The 17,154-nt window shown below is 55.0% G+C and carries 16 protein-coding genes; 9 read left to right on the top strand and 7 right to left on the bottom strand.

The window, feature by feature from the left end; genetic code table 11:
* The first annotated feature begins 123 nt into the window (after nucleotides 1-123).
* Nucleotides 124-729 carry a glutathione S-transferase family protein gene (locus IBT46_RS04235; protein ID WP_200544272.1) on the top strand — a complete coding sequence of 202 codons (606 nt, stop codon included), beginning with the start codon at nucleotides 124-126 and terminating at the stop codon, nucleotides 727-729.
* Between the two features lie 37 nt (nucleotides 730-766).
* On the opposite strand, the gene IBT46_RS04240 is transcribed toward IBT46_RS04235, so the two are convergent.
* On the bottom strand, nucleotides 767-1,927 hold the full coding sequence (locus IBT46_RS04240; RefSeq protein ID WP_200544274.1) for an alpha/beta fold hydrolase: 1,161 nt from the start codon (nucleotides 1,925-1,927) through the stop codon (nucleotides 767-769).
* Between the two features lie 76 nt (nucleotides 1,928-2,003).
* Between IBT46_RS04240 and IBT46_RS04245 the strand changes: the two genes are divergently transcribed.
* Both IBT46_RS04245 and IBT46_RS04250 read left to right on the top strand, forming a co-directional pair.
* Nucleotides 2,004-2,909, top strand: a complete 906-nt coding sequence (locus IBT46_RS04245) for a LysR family transcriptional regulator (RefSeq protein WP_234479930.1) — start codon at nucleotides 2,004-2,006, stop codon at nucleotides 2,907-2,909.
* Between the two features lie 566 nt (nucleotides 2,910-3,475).
* On the top strand, nucleotides 3,476-3,808 hold the full coding sequence (locus IBT46_RS04250; protein WP_200544276.1) for a hypothetical protein: 333 nt from the start codon (nucleotides 3,476-3,478) through the stop codon (nucleotides 3,806-3,808).
* A gap of 11 nt (nucleotides 3,809-3,819) precedes the next feature.
* Here the strand turns inward: IBT46_RS04250 and IBT46_RS04255 are convergent, their stop codons facing one another.
* Complete coding sequence (locus IBT46_RS04255; RefSeq protein WP_200544278.1) at nucleotides 3,820-4,584, bottom strand: inositol monophosphatase; 765 nt, start codon at nucleotides 4,582-4,584, stop codon at nucleotides 3,820-3,822.
* 9 nt (nucleotides 4,585-4,593) lie between these two features.
* Nucleotides 4,594-5,613, bottom strand: a complete 1,020-nt coding sequence (locus IBT46_RS04260) for a LacI family DNA-binding transcriptional regulator (protein ID WP_200544280.1) — start codon at nucleotides 5,611-5,613, stop codon at nucleotides 4,594-4,596.
* A gap of 168 nt (nucleotides 5,614-5,781) precedes the next feature.
* Here IBT46_RS04260 and IBT46_RS04265 point away from each other — a divergent pair, with 168 nt between their 5' ends.
* The 4 genes from IBT46_RS04265 to IBT46_RS04280 all read left to right on the top strand — a co-directional run bounded on the left by IBT46_RS04265 (nucleotide 5,782) and on the right by IBT46_RS04280 (nucleotide 9,752).
* Complete coding sequence (locus IBT46_RS04265) at nucleotides 5,782-6,831, top strand: ABC transporter ATP-binding protein (protein ID WP_200544282.1); 1,050 nt, start codon at nucleotides 5,782-5,784, stop codon at nucleotides 6,829-6,831.
* Nucleotides 6,832-6,860: 29 nt separating this feature from the next.
* Complete coding sequence (locus IBT46_RS04270; RefSeq protein WP_200544283.1) at nucleotides 6,861-8,000, top strand: extracellular solute-binding protein; 1,140 nt, start codon at nucleotides 6,861-6,863, stop codon at nucleotides 7,998-8,000.
* Nucleotides 8,001-8,067: 67 nt separating this feature from the next.
* Nucleotides 8,068-8,901, top strand: a complete 834-nt coding sequence (locus tag IBT46_RS04275; RefSeq protein WP_200544286.1) for an ABC transporter permease — start codon at nucleotides 8,068-8,070, stop codon at nucleotides 8,899-8,901.
* Nucleotides 8,898-9,752 (top strand): ABC transporter permease, encoded by an 855-nt coding sequence (locus tag IBT46_RS04280; RefSeq protein WP_200544288.1) that lies wholly within the window; start codon nucleotides 8,898-8,900, stop codon nucleotides 9,750-9,752. Before IBT46_RS04275 ends, IBT46_RS04280 begins: the two co-directional genes overlap by 4 nt.
* 141 nt (nucleotides 9,753-9,893) lie before the next feature.
* Here the strand turns inward: IBT46_RS04280 and IBT46_RS04285 are convergent, their stop codons facing one another.
* The 3 genes from IBT46_RS04285 to IBT46_RS04295 form a co-directional block, all read right to left on the bottom strand.
* The gene (locus tag IBT46_RS04285; RefSeq protein ID WP_200544290.1) at nucleotides 9,894-10,919 is read right to left on the bottom strand and encodes an LLM class flavin-dependent oxidoreductase; all 1,026 of its coding nucleotides are present in this window, start codon (nucleotides 10,917-10,919) and stop codon (nucleotides 9,894-9,896) included.
* A 214-nt stretch (nucleotides 10,920-11,133) separates the two neighbouring features.
* Nucleotides 11,134-11,946: a hypothetical protein gene (locus IBT46_RS04290; protein WP_200544292.1), complete on the bottom strand. Its 813-nt coding sequence runs from the start codon at nucleotides 11,944-11,946 to the stop codon at nucleotides 11,134-11,136.
* Between the two features lie 103 nt (nucleotides 11,947-12,049).
* A complete protein-coding gene (locus tag IBT46_RS04295) occupies nucleotides 12,050-14,428 on the bottom strand; it encodes a membrane-bound PQQ-dependent dehydrogenase, glucose/quinate/shikimate family (protein WP_200544293.1) in 2,379 nt (792 codons plus the stop codon).
* Nucleotides 14,429-14,809: 381 nt separating this feature from the next.
* Between IBT46_RS04295 and IBT46_RS04300 the strand changes: the two genes are divergently transcribed.
* Together IBT46_RS04300 and IBT46_RS04305 are read left to right on the top strand one after the other, a co-directional pair.
* Nucleotides 14,810-15,127 (top strand): hypothetical protein, encoded by a 318-nt coding sequence (locus IBT46_RS04300; RefSeq protein ID WP_200544295.1) that lies wholly within the window; start codon nucleotides 14,810-14,812, stop codon nucleotides 15,125-15,127.
* A complete protein-coding gene (locus tag IBT46_RS04305; protein WP_200544297.1) occupies nucleotides 15,124-15,723 on the top strand; it encodes a hypothetical protein in 600 nt (199 codons plus the stop codon). The genes IBT46_RS04300 and IBT46_RS04305 overlap by 4 nt, the downstream gene beginning before the upstream one ends.
* 122 nt (nucleotides 15,724-15,845) lie before the next feature.
* On the opposite strand, the gene IBT46_RS04310 is transcribed toward IBT46_RS04305, so the two are convergent.
* Complete coding sequence (locus tag IBT46_RS04310; RefSeq protein WP_200544299.1) at nucleotides 15,846-17,153, bottom strand: NtaA/DmoA family FMN-dependent monooxygenase; 1,308 nt, start codon at nucleotides 17,151-17,153, stop codon at nucleotides 15,846-15,848.
* Between the last annotated feature and the right edge of the window lies 1 nt (nucleotide 17,154).

The raw sequence follows: 17,154 nt of genomic DNA on the forward strand, positions 1-17,154 counted from the left end.
GCGACTACCCCGCCGCCTGGATGTAACCAAAACTGACCAAAGCCGTTAGAAAGCGCTGATTATCGCCCGGAAAAATTTACGGTAAGTTAGGGGTCTTAGCGAATGTGTAAACCCGGAGCGGTAATGAAACTGATTGGTATGATGGATTCCCCATATGTGCGGCGCGTCGCCGTTTCACTGGCGCTGTACGACATTGAATTTGAAAGCCAGACGCTTTCGGTATTCAGCACCTTTGAGGAATTTTCGCAGCAGAACCCGGTGGTGAAAGCGCCAACCCTGGTGCTCGACGACGGCACCGCGCTGATGGATTCCACGCTGATTCTTCACTATTTTGAAACGGTTGCCGACGCCTCGCACAAACTGCTGCCGCAGCGACCGCAGGCTCTGGCAGAGGACTTACGGCTGCTCGGGTTGATCCTGGCGGCCAGCGAGAAAGCCGTGCAGCATGTGTATGAGCATCATCTTCGCCCGTCGGAGAAACAGCATCAGCCGTGGATTGAACGGGTGACCCGGCAGCTGCTGGCCGCCTGCCGGGAATGGGATTGTGCACTTGAAAAACGTCAGCTCGGTGAAAAAGCCGATCAGGTGGCCATCAGCAGCACGGTGGTCTGGACCTTTATTCAGCAGATGATCCCTGCGGTGGTCGCAGCCGCTGAATTCCCGTACATTCAGCGGGTCAACGCACGTTTTGAAACACAACCCGCGTTTCAACGCTATCCTCACGGCTGATCCCGCGCAGATACGGTGGCAAAGGTTTCATCCGCCGTTATCTGCCTTTTGCCGTACCGCGCAGAATCGCCTGTGCCAGCGCTTCCGGGTGGGTGAGCGCGATCATATGCGGTGCATCGGCGATAACCTCCATGCTGGCTCCGGGGATTGCCAGCATCCCCTGCATCAACTCGGACGGCGTGGAGGCATCCCGCTCCCCGGCAATGATATGTGCAGGCACAGCAATTTCCGCGAGCCGGGTGCCGGTTTCAATAGCGGCCAGCGCCAGCCAGCCCGCATTCCAGTCGGCCACAAAGGCGCGCTGAACGCAGTCCCGGGCATAACGCACTGCCCAGCTATTTACCGCTAAATCGTCCGGGCGGAACCAGCGCGTCAGGCTGGGTGCCACCTGGGCATCCATCCCCTGCTCTTCTGCTGCGCCGGCACGCTGGCGGAAAGCGTCAAACGCCCAGGCGGTGGCAGCGATAATAGTCAGCGTCAGGAAGCGTTCCGGTGTCATTAAGGCCAGCTGTTGGGCAATCGAGCCGCCCAGCGACAAACCGGCGATATGCGCCTGGCGGATGCCAAGCCGATCCAGAACGGCGGCCAGATCCCGCGCATAATCCTGCAGACCGTTCGCGACAGGTGCCGCCGCCGCCGCACCGAAGCCCCGCAGATCGTAGGCAACCACCCGGAAACGCTCGGTAAGGAGTGGAATGACCTCCCGCCACATCCGCCAGTCCAGACCCAGGGCATGAACCAGTACCAGAACGGGTCGGTCGCCGCCGCTGTCATAAAGTCGGGTCTGGTGATCGTCCAGCGTAAATTTACCGGCGGTCAGCGGCTGAAAGCGGTCCATTTCGGTTAACACCGTGCGCGTGGCGTTCAGCAGGTTCAGCGCGCGAGGATAGCCGACATACACCGAGGCATGTTCCGCCAGGGCAATCAGTTCGTCAGGATCGGCCCCCACGCGCAGCGCTGCCTCAAGGTGAATGCGCAGCTGCGGCTCCGCTCCCCCAATCGCGCCGAGCATCCCCAGAGTCACCAGTTCCCGATCCCGACGCGAAAGCGTAGAGGCGGCAAACACCGTACCAAAAGCATGTTCAATCAGCGTTTCCGCAATGATCGCTGAGGTTTCACTGACCCTGCTGACCGTCTGCTCGCCGCGAGGGCCATCAATGGCGGTTAATTCCTTCCAGCCGATTTGTTGATAATTCATCGTCGTATCCCCTGTTGTCATTCCGTGTACAGAGAGTGTATCTTTGCAAAATTGGTAAATGTACGGGCAAAAAACGATGATGAATTTCGAAAATTCGAAAATGGCAGGCTGGAAGGAAATTCCCGTTTTTCTTGCGCTGGCACGCCTGGGTACGCTGACGGCGGCCGCACAGGTGCTGCACATCGCCCCTTCCTCCGTGGCCCGGCACATCGAGCAGCTGGAACAGGATCTCGGCACCGTACTGTTTCAGCGCAGCCCGCAGGGCTATGTCCTTACCGAAGCCGCACAAGCCATACTGATCCATGCAGAGCGTGCCGAATCCGCAATGAACGACGCATTCAGGCAGAGTTCCAGCTTCGCGCAGGAAGTATCAGGCACGGTGCGTATTGCACTGCCGGAGAATTTTGCCAACCATCTGCTGATCCCCGCGCTGCCCGATTTCCAGCGCCGCTATCCACAACTGCGCATAGAGCTGGCGACCAGCATGCGGATTGCTAACCTCACCCGGCGGGAGGCGGATATTGCCATTCGCCTTTCCCGGCCGCAGCACGGCCAGTTTATCGTCTCACGTATCGGCCAGATGACCACCCGCCTGTATGCCAGCGCCGCCTATCTGGCCGGGCACCCGACAGAAATAACGGCACAGGGTGCAGACCATCAGGTGATTGGCTGGGATGATACGCTCCAGGATATGCCGCTGCCGCAGTGGCTTCTGGGCCAGCTGCCATCCGCGCATTCTCCTTTTACCGCTTCAACGCTGCAGGGGCATGCCGAAGCCGCGATGGCCGGTGCAGGATTAACGGCGCTGCCCGATTTTCTTGCGGGTCAATTGATTCCGGTCGGCAAAGAGCGGCTCATTCAGGATATTTATCTGATTACCCACAGCGATATTCGGCGCGTCCCGCGTATTGATGTGACCATGCTATTTATCCGGGATTTATTTGCAGAGTGGCATGAAAGATTATTTATCGATAAAAATTAAACTGGCTGTTAATTCCCTGTAATCAGCAGGCCAATAACCCTGCATCAGGGTTCAGGAATCCACATTCACCGTGTTTCTATTACCCACTGGTACTAATGTACAACGTCGGTTAAACATATATTTACATTTAGCTTTAACCGCGATTGATTTTCTGTACAATGACGCCGAATCTCTGACTCAGTCAACGTAATAACCTAATTTCACCAGACTAATTCAAAGATCGGGCATACCCCTCACTACGAGAAAACGCATTAAGGAGAACCCATTACATTTACGTGGTTTAAGTGAAAGCCTGCCGCGCAACCACTTTGCACAATTAAAATACAATCCAAAACATTTCAATAATACCTTTTCTGCCTTCAGGTAGCGGGATATTTCCGCTCGCCTTAAGGCCGGGAATTTTATGGACGATACGCAGTTTTATTGAAGAGACGTCATTATTTATGAAAATTTTTTCTGTTTTAATCCTTAGCTTTTTACTGTGTTCTTGCTCGCTGAAATTGGGGAATGAAAAGAAAGGCGGTGCAATTGAATATTTTGAAAAAAATTACAGTACCCAAACCCGCATGCCGTTTCCGGGCGGTGGCGTTTACCTGAATATGGAGCGCTATCTCTATCCGATGGTGGTGAAGTATTGCTACAACCAGAACGCGCGGCTGATCGAAAACTGGTGCGTTGACCAGAATCAAAAGCCGCTGTTCCGCCTTACCAACACCCCGAGCGGCACGGTGCCGGTCTATGTAAACGGCACCTCGTTCAACACTCCAATGGCCAGCTTCCTTGTCATTATTGAGCGAAGTGACTCAATGACCGATGCAGAATGGCTGGCGGCAGCGATCAATAAATACGAATTCGATCCCCAGAAAATCGCCGCCGGCATTCAGGCGCAGAAGGAATAACCCGCGTTTGATTATCCCGTGTGCAGCAGTCTGGCAAGCCGCTGCTGCACATCAACACAGCCCGTCAGCACCAGGTTTCCATTCAGCAGGCCGTTGTCTTCAAGAAACGCATTACTTTTCCCTCCCGCTTCTTCAATCAGCAGCATTCCCGCCAGCGCATCCCAGCTGTTCATATGCTCTTCGTAGTAGGCATGTACCTGCCCGGCGGCGACATGTGCCAGCATCAGCGCCCCCGCCCCGAAGCGACGATACTCAATGCCAGCGTTAAGCAGCACGTCAATGGTGCGGCTGTAGCTTTCCACCGGCGCGCGGCTGGAGCGACTCAGCCCCACGACCACCGCCTCTGCATCCGGCTCACGCAGGCGCAATCGTTTCTCATTGAGGAAAGCGCCCTGCCCGCGGCGGGAGAAGAAAAACTCATCGCGATCCGGCGCGTAAATAATCCCCATCTCGATGACATTCTTGCGGACGTAAGCCAGTGAGATGCACCAGTAATCCATACCAAGAATATAGTTAGTGGTGCCGTCAATCGGATCGATTACCCAGATCCCCTGTTCCCCGCCCTGCAGGCCGCTCTCTTCACCGAGAAAACCGTCTTCAGGCCGATGCGCCTGCAGCCACCCTTTGATTTCCTCTTCCACAAACAGATCCGCATGGGAAACAAAATCCTGGCGGGCCTTTTTGTCAACTTTTAGCCCCGCATCCCGCAGCACCTGCGCCTGCTTACCCAGTTGTCGAATCAACGTACACAATGACTGTTGCTGCTCTTCGGTCATGCCTTGCCCTTATATGATGGATGGCGACGTGCGCCGGTGAATAAGTGCCACCTTCACCCAGAGGGTACGTGAAGGTCGTTGTGGGTCGCTGGCTCTTTCCAGCAGACAGGCGAGAGCCTGATGGGCAATTTCAGCGACGTCCTGATGCAGTGTGGTGAGCTGATAACTAAACTGCGCGGTCTGCGGCGTGTTGTCGAAACCGATCAGCTGAAAATCTTCCGGGGCCTGCCTGCCACGCTGTTTCATACCGTCAAGAAAACCCAGCGCCAGCTGCGCGTTCGCGCAAAAGACACCCAGTGAGTCAACGTCCTGCCCTGCAGCTGCCCGCAACCCACCGTCATAGCCCTCTTCCGGCGCGATCAGCGGCAGTAAATCACATTCGGTATCAATGCCCAGATCGGCCAGTGCCAGCCGGAATGCTTCACCGCGCATCCTGCCCGCCCAGGTGGAATCCTGATTATTTAACCAGCCAAATCGTCGGCAACCGGCCCGATACAGCTGTTCCGCCGCAAGGATTGCGCCCGCAGCGTTATCCGAGCAAACGTAATCCACAAACGGGATATCCGGCTGGCGGTTAATGCCCACCACCGGGATCTGTTGTTCGACGCATTCATTCACCAGCGCTTCCGGCGGCTTACCGGAAGTGACGATCACGCCTGATACCCGAAACTGCGTGAAGCGGCGCAGCGTTTCGGCCAGATCCGCTTCACTGCGGATTTCGGCCACCAGCGCCTGAAAGCCGCGCCGCTGAATTTCACTGAGCAGCCCGTCCAGCAGGCTGCTGCGAAACGGATCGCCAATGCGCGAAACAATCACCCCGATCAGATGGCTGCGTCGCCGGTTCAGCCCCTGAGCCAGAAAATTCACCTGATAGCCTAGCTCTTCTGCGGCGCGCAGCACCCGTTCCCTGGCTTCCGGCGAGATACTGCCGTTGTTGCTCAACGCGCGGGAAACCACCGCACGCGAAACACCCGCGCGGCGGGCAACGTCCTGAGCGGTAACGCTCTGCTTACGTAACGACGGTGTCAAAACGGGTTCCCTCGCAAAAAAGTTTTCGCCCTTAATTAAATTGTCACAAAGACACGACAAAGTAGGCTCACATAATGTCGAGCCAACATTGCATTTTTTTTACATCAAGATGAACACGTGTTCACAGAAGCAAAAAAATGCCAGCAAACAGAGATTGCGGAAACGGACATGAGTTATTTAAACATCTCCCGGCTGAAAATCAGCTACGGTGAAAAAGTGGTGCTGCATAATATCGATCTGGCCGTAGAGAAAGGCGAAATGATTGCCCTGCTCGGCCCGTCCGGCTGCGGTAAAACCACCTTATTAAATGCGCTGTGTGGATTTATTAACGTGAATTCTGGCGATATTTCGATTGCCGGCAGAGATATTACCCACAGCGCCCCGGAACAGCGCAATATCACCATGGTGTTTCAAAGCTATGCGCTTTGGCCGCATCTGACGGTAGCAAAAAATATCGGCTACGGCCTGAAACTGCGGAAATGGCGGCGTGATGATATTGACCGCCGGGTCAACGAACTGCTGCACATCGTGAATTTAAGCGGCCTGGCGGAGATGAAAGTGACCGAACTGTCCGGCGGCCAGCGGCAGCGCGTGGCACTGGCACGGGCGCTGGCCATTGAACCGGACGTGCTGGTGCTGGACGAACCGTTATCCAATCTGGATGCCAAAGTCCGCCTTAACGTGCGCCATGAAATAAAAGCGCTGCAAAAGAAACTGGGCTTTACCTCATTAATTGTCACCCACGATCAGCAGGAAGCGCTGGTGATGGCCGACCGCATCGCGGTATTAAATCAGGGAAAAATTGAACAAATTGGTACGCCGGAAGATATTTATCAACGCCCCGCGACACCGTTCGTCGCCGATTTTATGGGTGCCGATAACAAATTATCCTTCAACGATATTCAGGCCAGTGCAGACATGGCTCTGCATATTAACGGCAATGATTTATCGGCCTCCAGTCAGCAGCAAACCGTTTATTTCCGCAGTGCCGATGCCGGTCTGTCTGAATTAAATTGCACGCCGCAAGACAGCGGGCTGACCGTTGAGGGCGTCGTTGAGCAAAGCGCGTTCCTGGGCAATTTATATCGCCACAGCGTGCGCTGTAATAACCATCTGCTGCTGGCAGATGCCGGTATCTGCTGGCCGCCGCAAACGCCGGTCAGACTGCACGTTCCGGCTTCGGCACTGCACGTTTTTACTTCATCTCATGTTCGTTAATTCCATCGTTTTCATCCTGGGGAAAAACCATGTTTACTAAAAGCAAAGCGGCCGTTGTTGTTGCCCTGTTTTTGAGCTACGGCGCACAGGCAGACACCATCCTGAACGTTGCCACCGCGGGCGATCAGAATATGGTGGACTACGTTAAAACCTGGCTGGGGCCGAAGTTCGAAGCCGCGCATCCGGGGGTTAAGGTTCAGGTTGTGGGGACTGGTCCTGGCGATGCCGGATCGAACAAAATCATTGAAAAGCTGAGCGCACAGAAAGAAAGCGGCGCGAAAACCTGGGATATCGACGTTGCCGTGGTGCATCAAAAAGCCGGTGGCGAACTGGTGGAAAAAGGGCTGCTGGAGAAATATCGCCAGCAGATTAAAACCGGCTCGATGGTGACCGCCGACAACGCTAAGAACGCGCTGGGTGTCAACGTGGACGGCTACGTCATGCCAATGTTCTTAAGCCAGACCGCCATCGCCTGGAACAGCGACACGGTGAAAACGCCACCGGCATCCTACGATGAGCTGGTTGCCTGGGCGGCAAAAAATCCGCAGGCGTTCGGCTATAACGGTATTAAAAACGGCATGTCCGGCGTCAGCTTTGTCGCAGGCTGGATTTACGCCTACGGCACCGATGCGCAGCGCCTCTCCTCCCTGCCTTACGACAAAGGCGTGGAGAAAAACTGGGGAGAAGCCTGGCAGAAGCTGAAGGCGTTTAACAAAAACGTGACCTTTACACCGGGCAACGCGGGAACGCTGGATATGCTGAGCCGTGGTGAAATCAGCATGGGCCCGGTGTGGGTGGATATGTTCTACAGCTGGAAAGATCAGGGCAAGCTGCCACCGTCCATCAAGCTTTCCCTGCTGGCACCGGGTATGCCGGGGCAGCCGATGTACTACGTCACGCCAGCAAAAGCGGCACAGCCGCAGCTGGCTCGGGAATTTATCGAACTGGCCACCAGTCCGGAAATCCAGGCGGAAGGCATTGTGAAGCAGTTTAACTGGTATCCGGGCATTGATGCCGAGCACGTAAAACCGAAGCTGGATGCGGCCACGTGGCAGAAGCTGTTTGCTGAAATCTCCCCGCAGGCGCTGGCAGAATACGGTAAGAGCTTCCCTATCACCCCGTATTTTGACGACATCAAAGAAGGCTATGAGAGCCAGGTTTCTAACTGATTGACTTCTGATGCTCAGGTGCGGCCTGCCGCCCTGGGCTTTTCTATTTGCTGATGTCAGGTTTGCTATGCGTATTTCGCTGAAATATTTGCTGCTGGTCGCCCCGGCGGCGCTGATGATTGCCGTGCTGTTTCTCTATCCGCTCGGTTTTTCGCTGATTGCCGCCTTTACCCGTGATGCACACGAATTCACCTTCGACCATTTCCGTAAGGTTTACTCGCTCTATTCCGGCGATATTCTGTTTACGCTGATTATCGTGCTGATTTCCGTCGCCCTGCTGGCGCTGATCTCCATCACGCTGTCGGCGGTGATTACTTTATCGCCCTGCCGCCCGATTGTGCGCACGCTGGCGTTTTTATACCGCCTGCCGCTGTTTATACCCTTTATCGTTGCCGCGCAGATGATGCGCACCTTCCTGGCAAAGAACGGTCTGATGAACAATGCGCTGGTTTCCGCCGACCTGCTGACCCCGCTGGAAACCGTCTCCTGGCTGGGATGGAAGGGCATTATTATTACCTTTGTCTGGAAGCAACTGGCGTTTGCCACTCTGCTGATTTGCGGCGCGATGGCCGCACTGGATCAGCCGCAAATTCTGGCGGCACGCAATCTGGGCGCTTCCCGCCCGCGTATTCTGTTTGACATTATTCTGCCGCAGGTGCTGCCGGCTATTGGCGTGGCGCTGGTACTGTCCACCGTCACCATGATGTCGGTGCTTTCCGTTCCAATGATGATCGGCACCGGCACGCCGACGATGATCACCGTGGATATGGCCTTCCGGGTGAATTCCTACAGTGACTACGCCGTGGCTAACGCGCTGGGCGTGGTATCGCTGCTGATCTGCGGCGCGCTGTCCTGGTTTTATCTGCGCCACAGCCTGCGCCAGAAAGGAGGCGAAGCATGAAAGACGTTATCCTGAAAGATGCAGCAATTCCGTTGAAAAAACGCAGGCGATTTGGCCTCAGCCTGCCGCTGCAAACGCTGCTGCTGGTATTTATGCTGCTGATTATGGCTGGGCCGCTGCTTAACCTGCTGATCTGGACGGTGGCGGAAAGCTGGTTCTTCCCGCACAGCCTGCCCAGCCAGTGGGGACTGAAATACTGGCATCAGGTGTTCAGCCCGTACAGCGATGTTTCGGGATCGCTGCTGACCAGCGTGTTTATTGCCGTGCTGTCAGTACTGGTGTGCCTGCTGATTTCTATTCCGGCTGGCTATGCGCTCTCGCGCCGGGCGATGCCGCTGCGGGTGGCGTTTATGCTGCTGTTCCTGATCCCTCAGGCTTTCCCCAATCTGACGGTGTATATGAATATCGCGCGGCTGTTCTATCAGTGGGGACTGAACGGGACGATTGCGGGCGTAGTGCTGGTACACAGCGTTCACGGTCTGATGTATTCGGTGTGGATCTGCGTAGCGGCCTTTGCCGCCGTTGATCCGCTGCTGGCTCGCGCCTCGCGTAATCTGGGTGCCGGACCCGTTTACACCTTCTGGCATATCGTGCTGCCGCAGGCGGCACCGGGGATTATCGCCGCCAGCATTTTTGTTTTCCTTGAATCGCTGGATGAGTTTACCGGCACCTTTTTTGTTGGTGCGCCGGATATCTCCACCCTGCCGCTGCTGCTGTTTAACGCCAGCATGTCGGGCAACTACCAGATATCGTCGATTACCGCGCTGATTCTGCTGGTGCCGTCTTTACTGTTTATGCTGGTTATCCACAAATTTATGCGGCCGGAAATGCTGTCGAAGATAGGTAAATAGCAGGCGGGATAACACATCGCCCCGGCGGAACAGTTCCCGACCGGGGCGAAAAATTTATTCTGAACGCTGAACGCTGAACGCTGAACGCTGAACCAGCGTGTATTTTCTGCCGGGCCGTTGCAAGCCCGGCAATCAACGTTATTACGCTCTCCAGCCCAGGCCCGGCGCAACGTGCTTCAGAATCGACTCAATCACGTGCACGTTATAGTTCACGCCAAGCTGGTTTGGCACGGTCAGCAACAGCGTGTCTGCTTCGGCAATCGCCTCATCCTTCTCAAGCAGCTTGATCAGTTTGTCCGGCTCGGCGGCATAGCTGCGGCCAAAGATCGCCCGGGTTTTCTCATCCAGATAGCCCACTTTGTCGCCCTCTGCACCGCTGTTACCGAAGTAGGCGCGGTCCATATCGTTAATAAGCGCAAAGATGCTGCGGCTGACCGACACGCGCGGCTCGCGGGTGTGCCCTGCCGCCTTCCACGCTTCACGGTAGGCGCGGATCTGTTTCGCCTGCTGGATATGGAACGGTTCGCCGGTTTCATCATCCTTCAGCGTTGAGCTTTGCAGGTTCATGCCCAGCTTTGCCGCCCAGACGGCGGTAGCGTTAGAGCCTGCGCCCCACCAGATGCGCTCGCGCAGCCCTTCAGAGTAAGGTTCCAGCCGCAGCAGTCCCGGTGGGTTCGGGAACATTGGCTGTGGGTTCGGCTTACCGAAGCCTTCACCGCGCAGCACGTCCAGCAGCTCTTCGGTATGGCGGCGCGCCATATCCGCTTCGGTTTCACCTTCGCCGGGCTGGAAGCCAAAATAGCGCCAGCCGTCAACGACCTGCTCAGGGGACCCACGGCTGATGCCCAGCTGCAGGCGTCCGCCGGAGATTAAATCGGCCGCACCGGCATCTTCCGCCATATACAGCGGGTTCTCATAGCGCATATCGATCACGCCAGTACCAATTTCAATTTTTTTGGTTTTGGCACCCACAGCGGCCAGCAGCGGGAACGGCGCGCTCAACTGACGGGCAAAGTGATGCACGCGGAAGTAAGCACCGTCGGCACCCAGCTCTTCAGCTGCGACCGCCAGGTCGATGGATTGCAGCAGCGCATCAGCGGCCGAACGGGTTCCGGACTGAGGTGAAGGTGTCCAGTGACCAAATGACAGGAATCCAATCTTTTTCATAATCGTTACCTTCCGCGTGAAATTTAAGATGCTGTATCAATGTATGCATTGATAATAAATCTCATGCAGCACGCAGCGCAAACCGTCATTTTTCGTCATCAACAACAAAAAATTTCAACAAGTGGAAAATGTCGCCGCCGCGACTCCGGTTGATGTCCGGGAAGGAAGGAGCCCAGGAACAAAGCGCGGATTGCCGCGAACCCGATCGGCTGTCTTACTTTTCCCACAGCTCACGCAAGCGCGCACCCAGAGCGTTGAAATCCTGTTGATGAGCGTCAGGAAAACGACTGGTTGACGTTTCGATGTTATGCATTAAGGCCGCCTCGCAGGTGGCATCATCGTTACGACAGGCCCGCTCGTTCCCGTCTTCGTTATCTTTATAACTTGAAGCGTAAACAATGAACGTCTTCAATAATGGGCGCACTTTGATTTTGGCAATATTTTCAACGGAGATGGTTTTCGCTTTCAGCAACGGATTGCCAATGAGATTGAGAGTAAAATTATTAAAGACTTCTGGCCGGAACATGGATGATGTCAAAAAACACTTGCTCATTGACGGTATCCCCAACGTATAGGTGCCCACCTGGCAAATGGCATCAATACGGTCGCCTTTACCTAACTCCAGGTAAACAGGATCGTTTTTATTGATCTGCAAATGGATTCCCTCAAGGGCACTCACTTGCGACACACTATCAACGGCAACGATATAGCCATTGCCAAAGGCATTTTCATTGATGGAGCTAATCTCCCCTTTAATACGAATACTGTGATTGGTGTATTTCTTCTTAGCGGCCAGTTCGTTACGTTCGTATGCGGCGCGGATCTCGCTGGGTTTCAGCGGGCCGATAAAGTAGGCGTCGAAAGCGGAGGGTTTATCATGTTTAAACAACTCGGCCTCAAAGCGGGCGGCCTGCAACATATAATTATCGAATGCGTCGTTATTGCGGGGTTTGAGAAAGTCCGATTCATCTGCACTGGCAAAACCCGAGCAGATTAACAGCAGGGGGAACGCTAACTTCTTTAGCATGAGATCATCCCGGAAGGTAATTAGGTCAATAAAACGTATTGTTTTTAATATTAAAAAAGGCCCGCACATTGCTGTACGAGCCTGTATATATTGCCTGAAAAAATTACTTCAGACGATAAGCAACAACGCTGTCACCCTGCTGGGTGCCCAGCGAACCGTGACCACCCGCAGCGATAACGACGTACTGTTTGTTATCGCTACCCATATAGGTAGCAGGCGTTGCCTGGCCACCGGCCGGCAGCTCGGTCTGCCACAGCAGTTCACCGGTGTTGATGTCGTAGGCGCGGAAGAAGTTATCCGCCGTTGCGCCATGGAACACCACATCACCAGCCGTGATCAGTGGACCACCGTGCGCCACCATGCCCATCGGGAAACCGATTGGGAAGCGGCCCGGCAGGAAGGTGGTGTTCAGGTTTTTAGTGGTGCCGACACGGCGCAGCCATTCGGTTTTACCCGTCGTCAGATCCACACCGACCATGCGGCCCCACGGTGGAGCAATACACGGAATGCCCAGGCTTGAAGAGAGCTGCTGGATATGAATCGCGTAGTCACCCTGGAAGTTCTCGTTCCAGTACGGCGTACCGTCTTTGGTGAACAGGCGCTTGTCGGCCGTTTCTGGCGTACGTTTGATCAGGTTGTACTTATAGGCCAGACGAACCGGTGAAGCAATCAGGATCTGTCGCTCAGGATCGACCGCCACAGAACCCCAGTTGAACACGCCAATATTGCCCGGGAAGACGATTGAACCGCGTTCGGTCGCTGGCGTCCACGGATTACCGTCATAGCGCAGCGATTTGAAATCAATACGGCAGGCCATCTGATCGAACGGCGTCAGGCCCCACATCGCTTTTTCAGTCAGCGGGTCCGGAATGAAGTTCAGTTTTGACACTGGCTGAGTGGCAGAGAATTTCTCGCCTGGCACACCGCCTTCCGTAGACACATCCACCTGATTAATCGGATACACCGGCTGGCCGGTCAGGCGATTAAGGACAAACAGGTTGCCGGTTTTCGTCGGCAGGATCACGACAGGCTGTTTCTGGCCCTGATAGTCGATATCCAACAGCGAAGGCTGAGACGGGTTATCGCGGTCCCAGAGATCGTGTTTAGAGGACTGGAAGCGCCATTTGAACTCACCGGTTTTCAGATCCAGCGCCACCAGGGTATCGCGGAACTTCTCGGTGTTACTGTCGGCGTTACGCTCAATACCCAGCTCATCCGGGGACGCGTTACCAAACGGCACGTAGACCAGACCGTTTTTCAGGTCGGCGCTCAGCGTGCCCCAGGCAACAGGCGTATCCTGCGGATAGGTTGCGTCAGCAGCGATCGGCTGGGTCAGCTCCGGGTTAGCCGGGTCAAAGTTCCACACCAGACGGCCAGTAACTACGTCATAGGCGCGGATCACGCCTGACGGGTTGCCGCTGTTGTAGCCGTTGTCCATCACGGAACCGCCAACAATCACCAGATTACCCGCTACCAGCGGTGCTGCCGTCTGCATCAGCGCGTGTGGACGGATGGTGCCCATGTTTGCACGCAGATCCACCACGCCACCGTTGCCGAAGTCAGCACACAGCTTGCCGGTATCCGCATCCAGCGCCACCAGACGTGCGTCCGTGGTCGCATTGAAGATACGTTTACGGCAGATTGCCGGGCTGGCTGCGGTGGTATCGGCCGGGGCCACAGAACCATCGTAGTAGCTCACGCCGCGACAGGTCTGGTGCTGCTGCAGATATGATGGATCTTTCGCCGGCTGATATTTCCACTTCAGCTCGCCCGTTTCCGGATTAAGCGCATGGACTTCGTTATGCGGCGTACAAAGATACAGTGCGCCATTCACCTTCAGCGGCGTCGCCTCGAAGGTGTATTCGCTGGCGTCCTGGGCCGGATCGCGCAGGTCACCGGTGTGATAGGTCCAGGCCACGTCCAGTTTATTAACGTTATCTTTGGTGATCTGGTTTAACTGGGAAAAACGCAGGCCGTCGGTCGTACCGCCGTAGGCTGACCAGTCATTTTTTGCCAGCTCGGTCTGCACAGGTTTGCGCTCGTTGGTGATATCACCCGCTTTCGGCAGCGGATCGTAGAACATCATGCCGACGACCAGGGCCACGATCAGAATCAGGGTGGTCCCCAGGAAAGGATGGAAACCGCGGGCGCGGCTGCCCTGCTGTGCTTTATACAGCGGGCGAACCACCCACGGCATCGCCAGCCACAGACCAATCAGGCCAATGATGTCGCCGCGTGGAATCCACTGCCACTTATCAAAGCCCACTTCATAAATCATCCATGCAAGGACAATCCACATCAGTACGGCATAGATAGACAGCGCGATTTTTTTATTCAAAAACAGTGTTACTGCGGTCAGCAACAGTCCCAGCGCCATAATGACGTAGAACGGCGTTCCCCCGACCATCAGCAACTGACTTCCCATGTACAGCATGGCGATCCCGACGATCGCGATGACTATACTGGTTAGCTTATTAACCATGATAATCCCTCAATGTGTTGCGAAAGCACTCAATAAAATTTACGTAGACTTACAGTAAACGCACATTAATTTAACTAAAAAAATAAGATAAAAAAACAATTTAATTTTAGTAATACCCGTAAACAATTCCGCAACGGAATTATTTTTATCAAAAGAGCAGTTTTAAATATTACCCAGAAGTTTATTTTTGGAATTTAAATCCAAAAACTTCGCCATACGTTGCAGGCTTTACCTGGGTTTTGCGAACGGCCTCGATTGTTAACAATTTATGTCAAAACCAGCGCGCTTCATTCCCCCTCCTCCCGTTATCCTCGCCCTGAACAATATTGACTCAGCACACTTGCAAGTACGACAGATTACGTACATAATAGGAACCGAAAGATGCGATTCAGGGACGTCAAACGCAAAGCAATCAACTGCCTCATCGAGGGAACATACGATCATCAAATCCGGGGCAATATTGATGTCAAAAATCTGTTTGCTACCGGGCAAATTAGCGAAGAATGGGTCATCGAATTAATCACCCATACTTCCGGGGACCAGTACCAGTGCTCACCCCATCATCAGGACAGCAGTATTGATGTTCACGTTCTGAAGCCATGGCGGCTGGGCTATCACTGGTATGTGAAATTCTTTTTTATAGAACCGGACATCATTTTTATTAGCGTACATATCTGCACAGCAGGAGAACGATCATGAAGATTGTGAAAGAAGGCGATACACGGAGCGTCCTGTGCCACAACTGCGGTAAATCAACGGCGACCTACCTGCTGCGCGACGTGGATTTTAGCGATCGCAACGGCGCAGTAAAAAATATTCTTGCCGCCGTTTGTGACGGCTGCCAGCAGGTAGTTTCCGTCCCGGCACAGTGCACGCCGCAGATCAAACAGGCGTTTGATCAAAGCCGGCAGCCGCTGGAGGTCAGACTACCGGCCCATTTTCTGGATATTCTTAACGTCGCTACGCAGAAGATCGACGAATCCCTTAGCGAGGAGTTTAGCAAGACGCTGATCCTCTACTATCTGCATGCGCTGACCCGCGGCCGCTACGCGCAAGAGGAGCTGAAATCGCTGTTAAGCAGCGAACTGGCGCAGGCCAAAGCGTCAAAACGCCTGTCGATGAAGATCAGCCCGCGACAAATGGCAGAGCTGACGGCCCTGATGCAGCAGCAAAATTTCAGCAAAGTCTCGGACGTGGTGAAAGCGGTGATCCTGAAAATCAATCAGGATCTGGTGCAGGGAAAAAACCTCAGCGGCCTTGCGGAACTGCGCAACGTGGCCGCCGCGTTTTGCTGAGAAAACCAGGTGCAGAAAAGCTGGTCGAACCGACATCGTTAACTGCCCTGCTGCTTTATTTCACCGCAGATTGATGTGCTTGCAAACTGACTTTTCTGCAACCGCACGGCAACGCCAGAATACTATACCGCGCCGCGCCACGCTTTCAGCGGCGGCAGTTCCAGACTGCTGCGGAAGTCGTCACCGCAATAGTCTTCGTCCAGCAGTTTCCTTTTGCGCAGTTCGGGAAGCAGGCCATTCAGCAATAAATCCTGCTGGTCCGGCTGGCCCAGACCGTGCAGTGAAATCACATCCAGTACCCCGGCGCGATAGCGCTCCTCTATCGCATCGGCCAGCGATTCCGGCGTTCCTGCGACAAACCAGTGCCCGGTTTCCTCAGCGGCAATAATCAGCTGGCGCAGAGTCTGCCCTTCGCGGGCAAAGCGGGTGAAAATCTCCGCCCGTCCGCGACGCCGGTTAACACTGGCCAGATCGGGCAGCAGATGGGGCGGAATCGCACTATCCAGCGGCAAATTATGTAGATCGACGTTGCCACCTAGCATATCTGCCAGCCGCAGTCTCCCACGCTGATAATCGATGCGCTGGTGCTTTTCCTCCAGCCTGCGCGCCACGTCCGCCGGATTTTCACCGATGATCGAATGGAATGAGTTCATAATCAACGGCGCTGAAAGTCGTTCAAAACCCTGCGCCCGCTGTCGAACGTCGCTGACAAAAGCCTGTGCGGCACTCAGCGTAGGCTGCGAAGTGTAAATGACCTCAGCATAGCGCGCACCCAGTGTGATCCCGGCCTCCGACTGTCCGGCCTGGAACTGTACCGGTCGGCCCTGCGGCGGCGGCGGCACGTTTAGTGGCCCGGCCACCTGGAAGAAATCACCGCGATAGTTCGCCGGATGCAGCCTGGTGTGATCAACTTTCGCACCGCCGCTGGACAGTCTGCTAACGGCAGCCGGATCATTAGCGTCAAAAAGCGCGTTGATCACTTCAATAAATTCGGTGGCGCGCGCGTAGCGGCTTTCCGGCGAGGGCAGTTCACCGCCGCCAAAATTTTCCTCGCCGACAGATGAGGTGACGGCGTTCCAGCCTGCACGACCGCCACTGATATGATCCAGCGTGCCAATTAATCGGGCAAGATTGTAAGGGTGCTGAAAGGTGGTGGTCACGGTGGCAATCAGGCCAATCTGTCGCGTCACCTGGCTTAGCGCCGCCAGGACGACTATCGGGTCCTGGCTACCGGTGATCCCCGCCAGCCCGGCAGGATCGCTTTGAAGCAGATCGGCGGTAAACAGCCCGGTGATTTTTTCGCGTTCGGCAATTTTTGCCAGCGCCACGGCGCGATCGATGCCGTAAGTCACCGGTGAATCGGCAGCGGCATAAATCGCACTGCTCGCGCCCACCAGCGTTTTTAACCGTCTTTTCTCTCCACCAGCCACC

Source organism: Erwinia sp. S38, assembly GCF_016624545.1.
GTDB classification, from domain to species: domain Bacteria; phylum Pseudomonadota; class Gammaproteobacteria; order Enterobacterales; family Enterobacteriaceae; genus Erwinia; species Erwinia coffeiphila.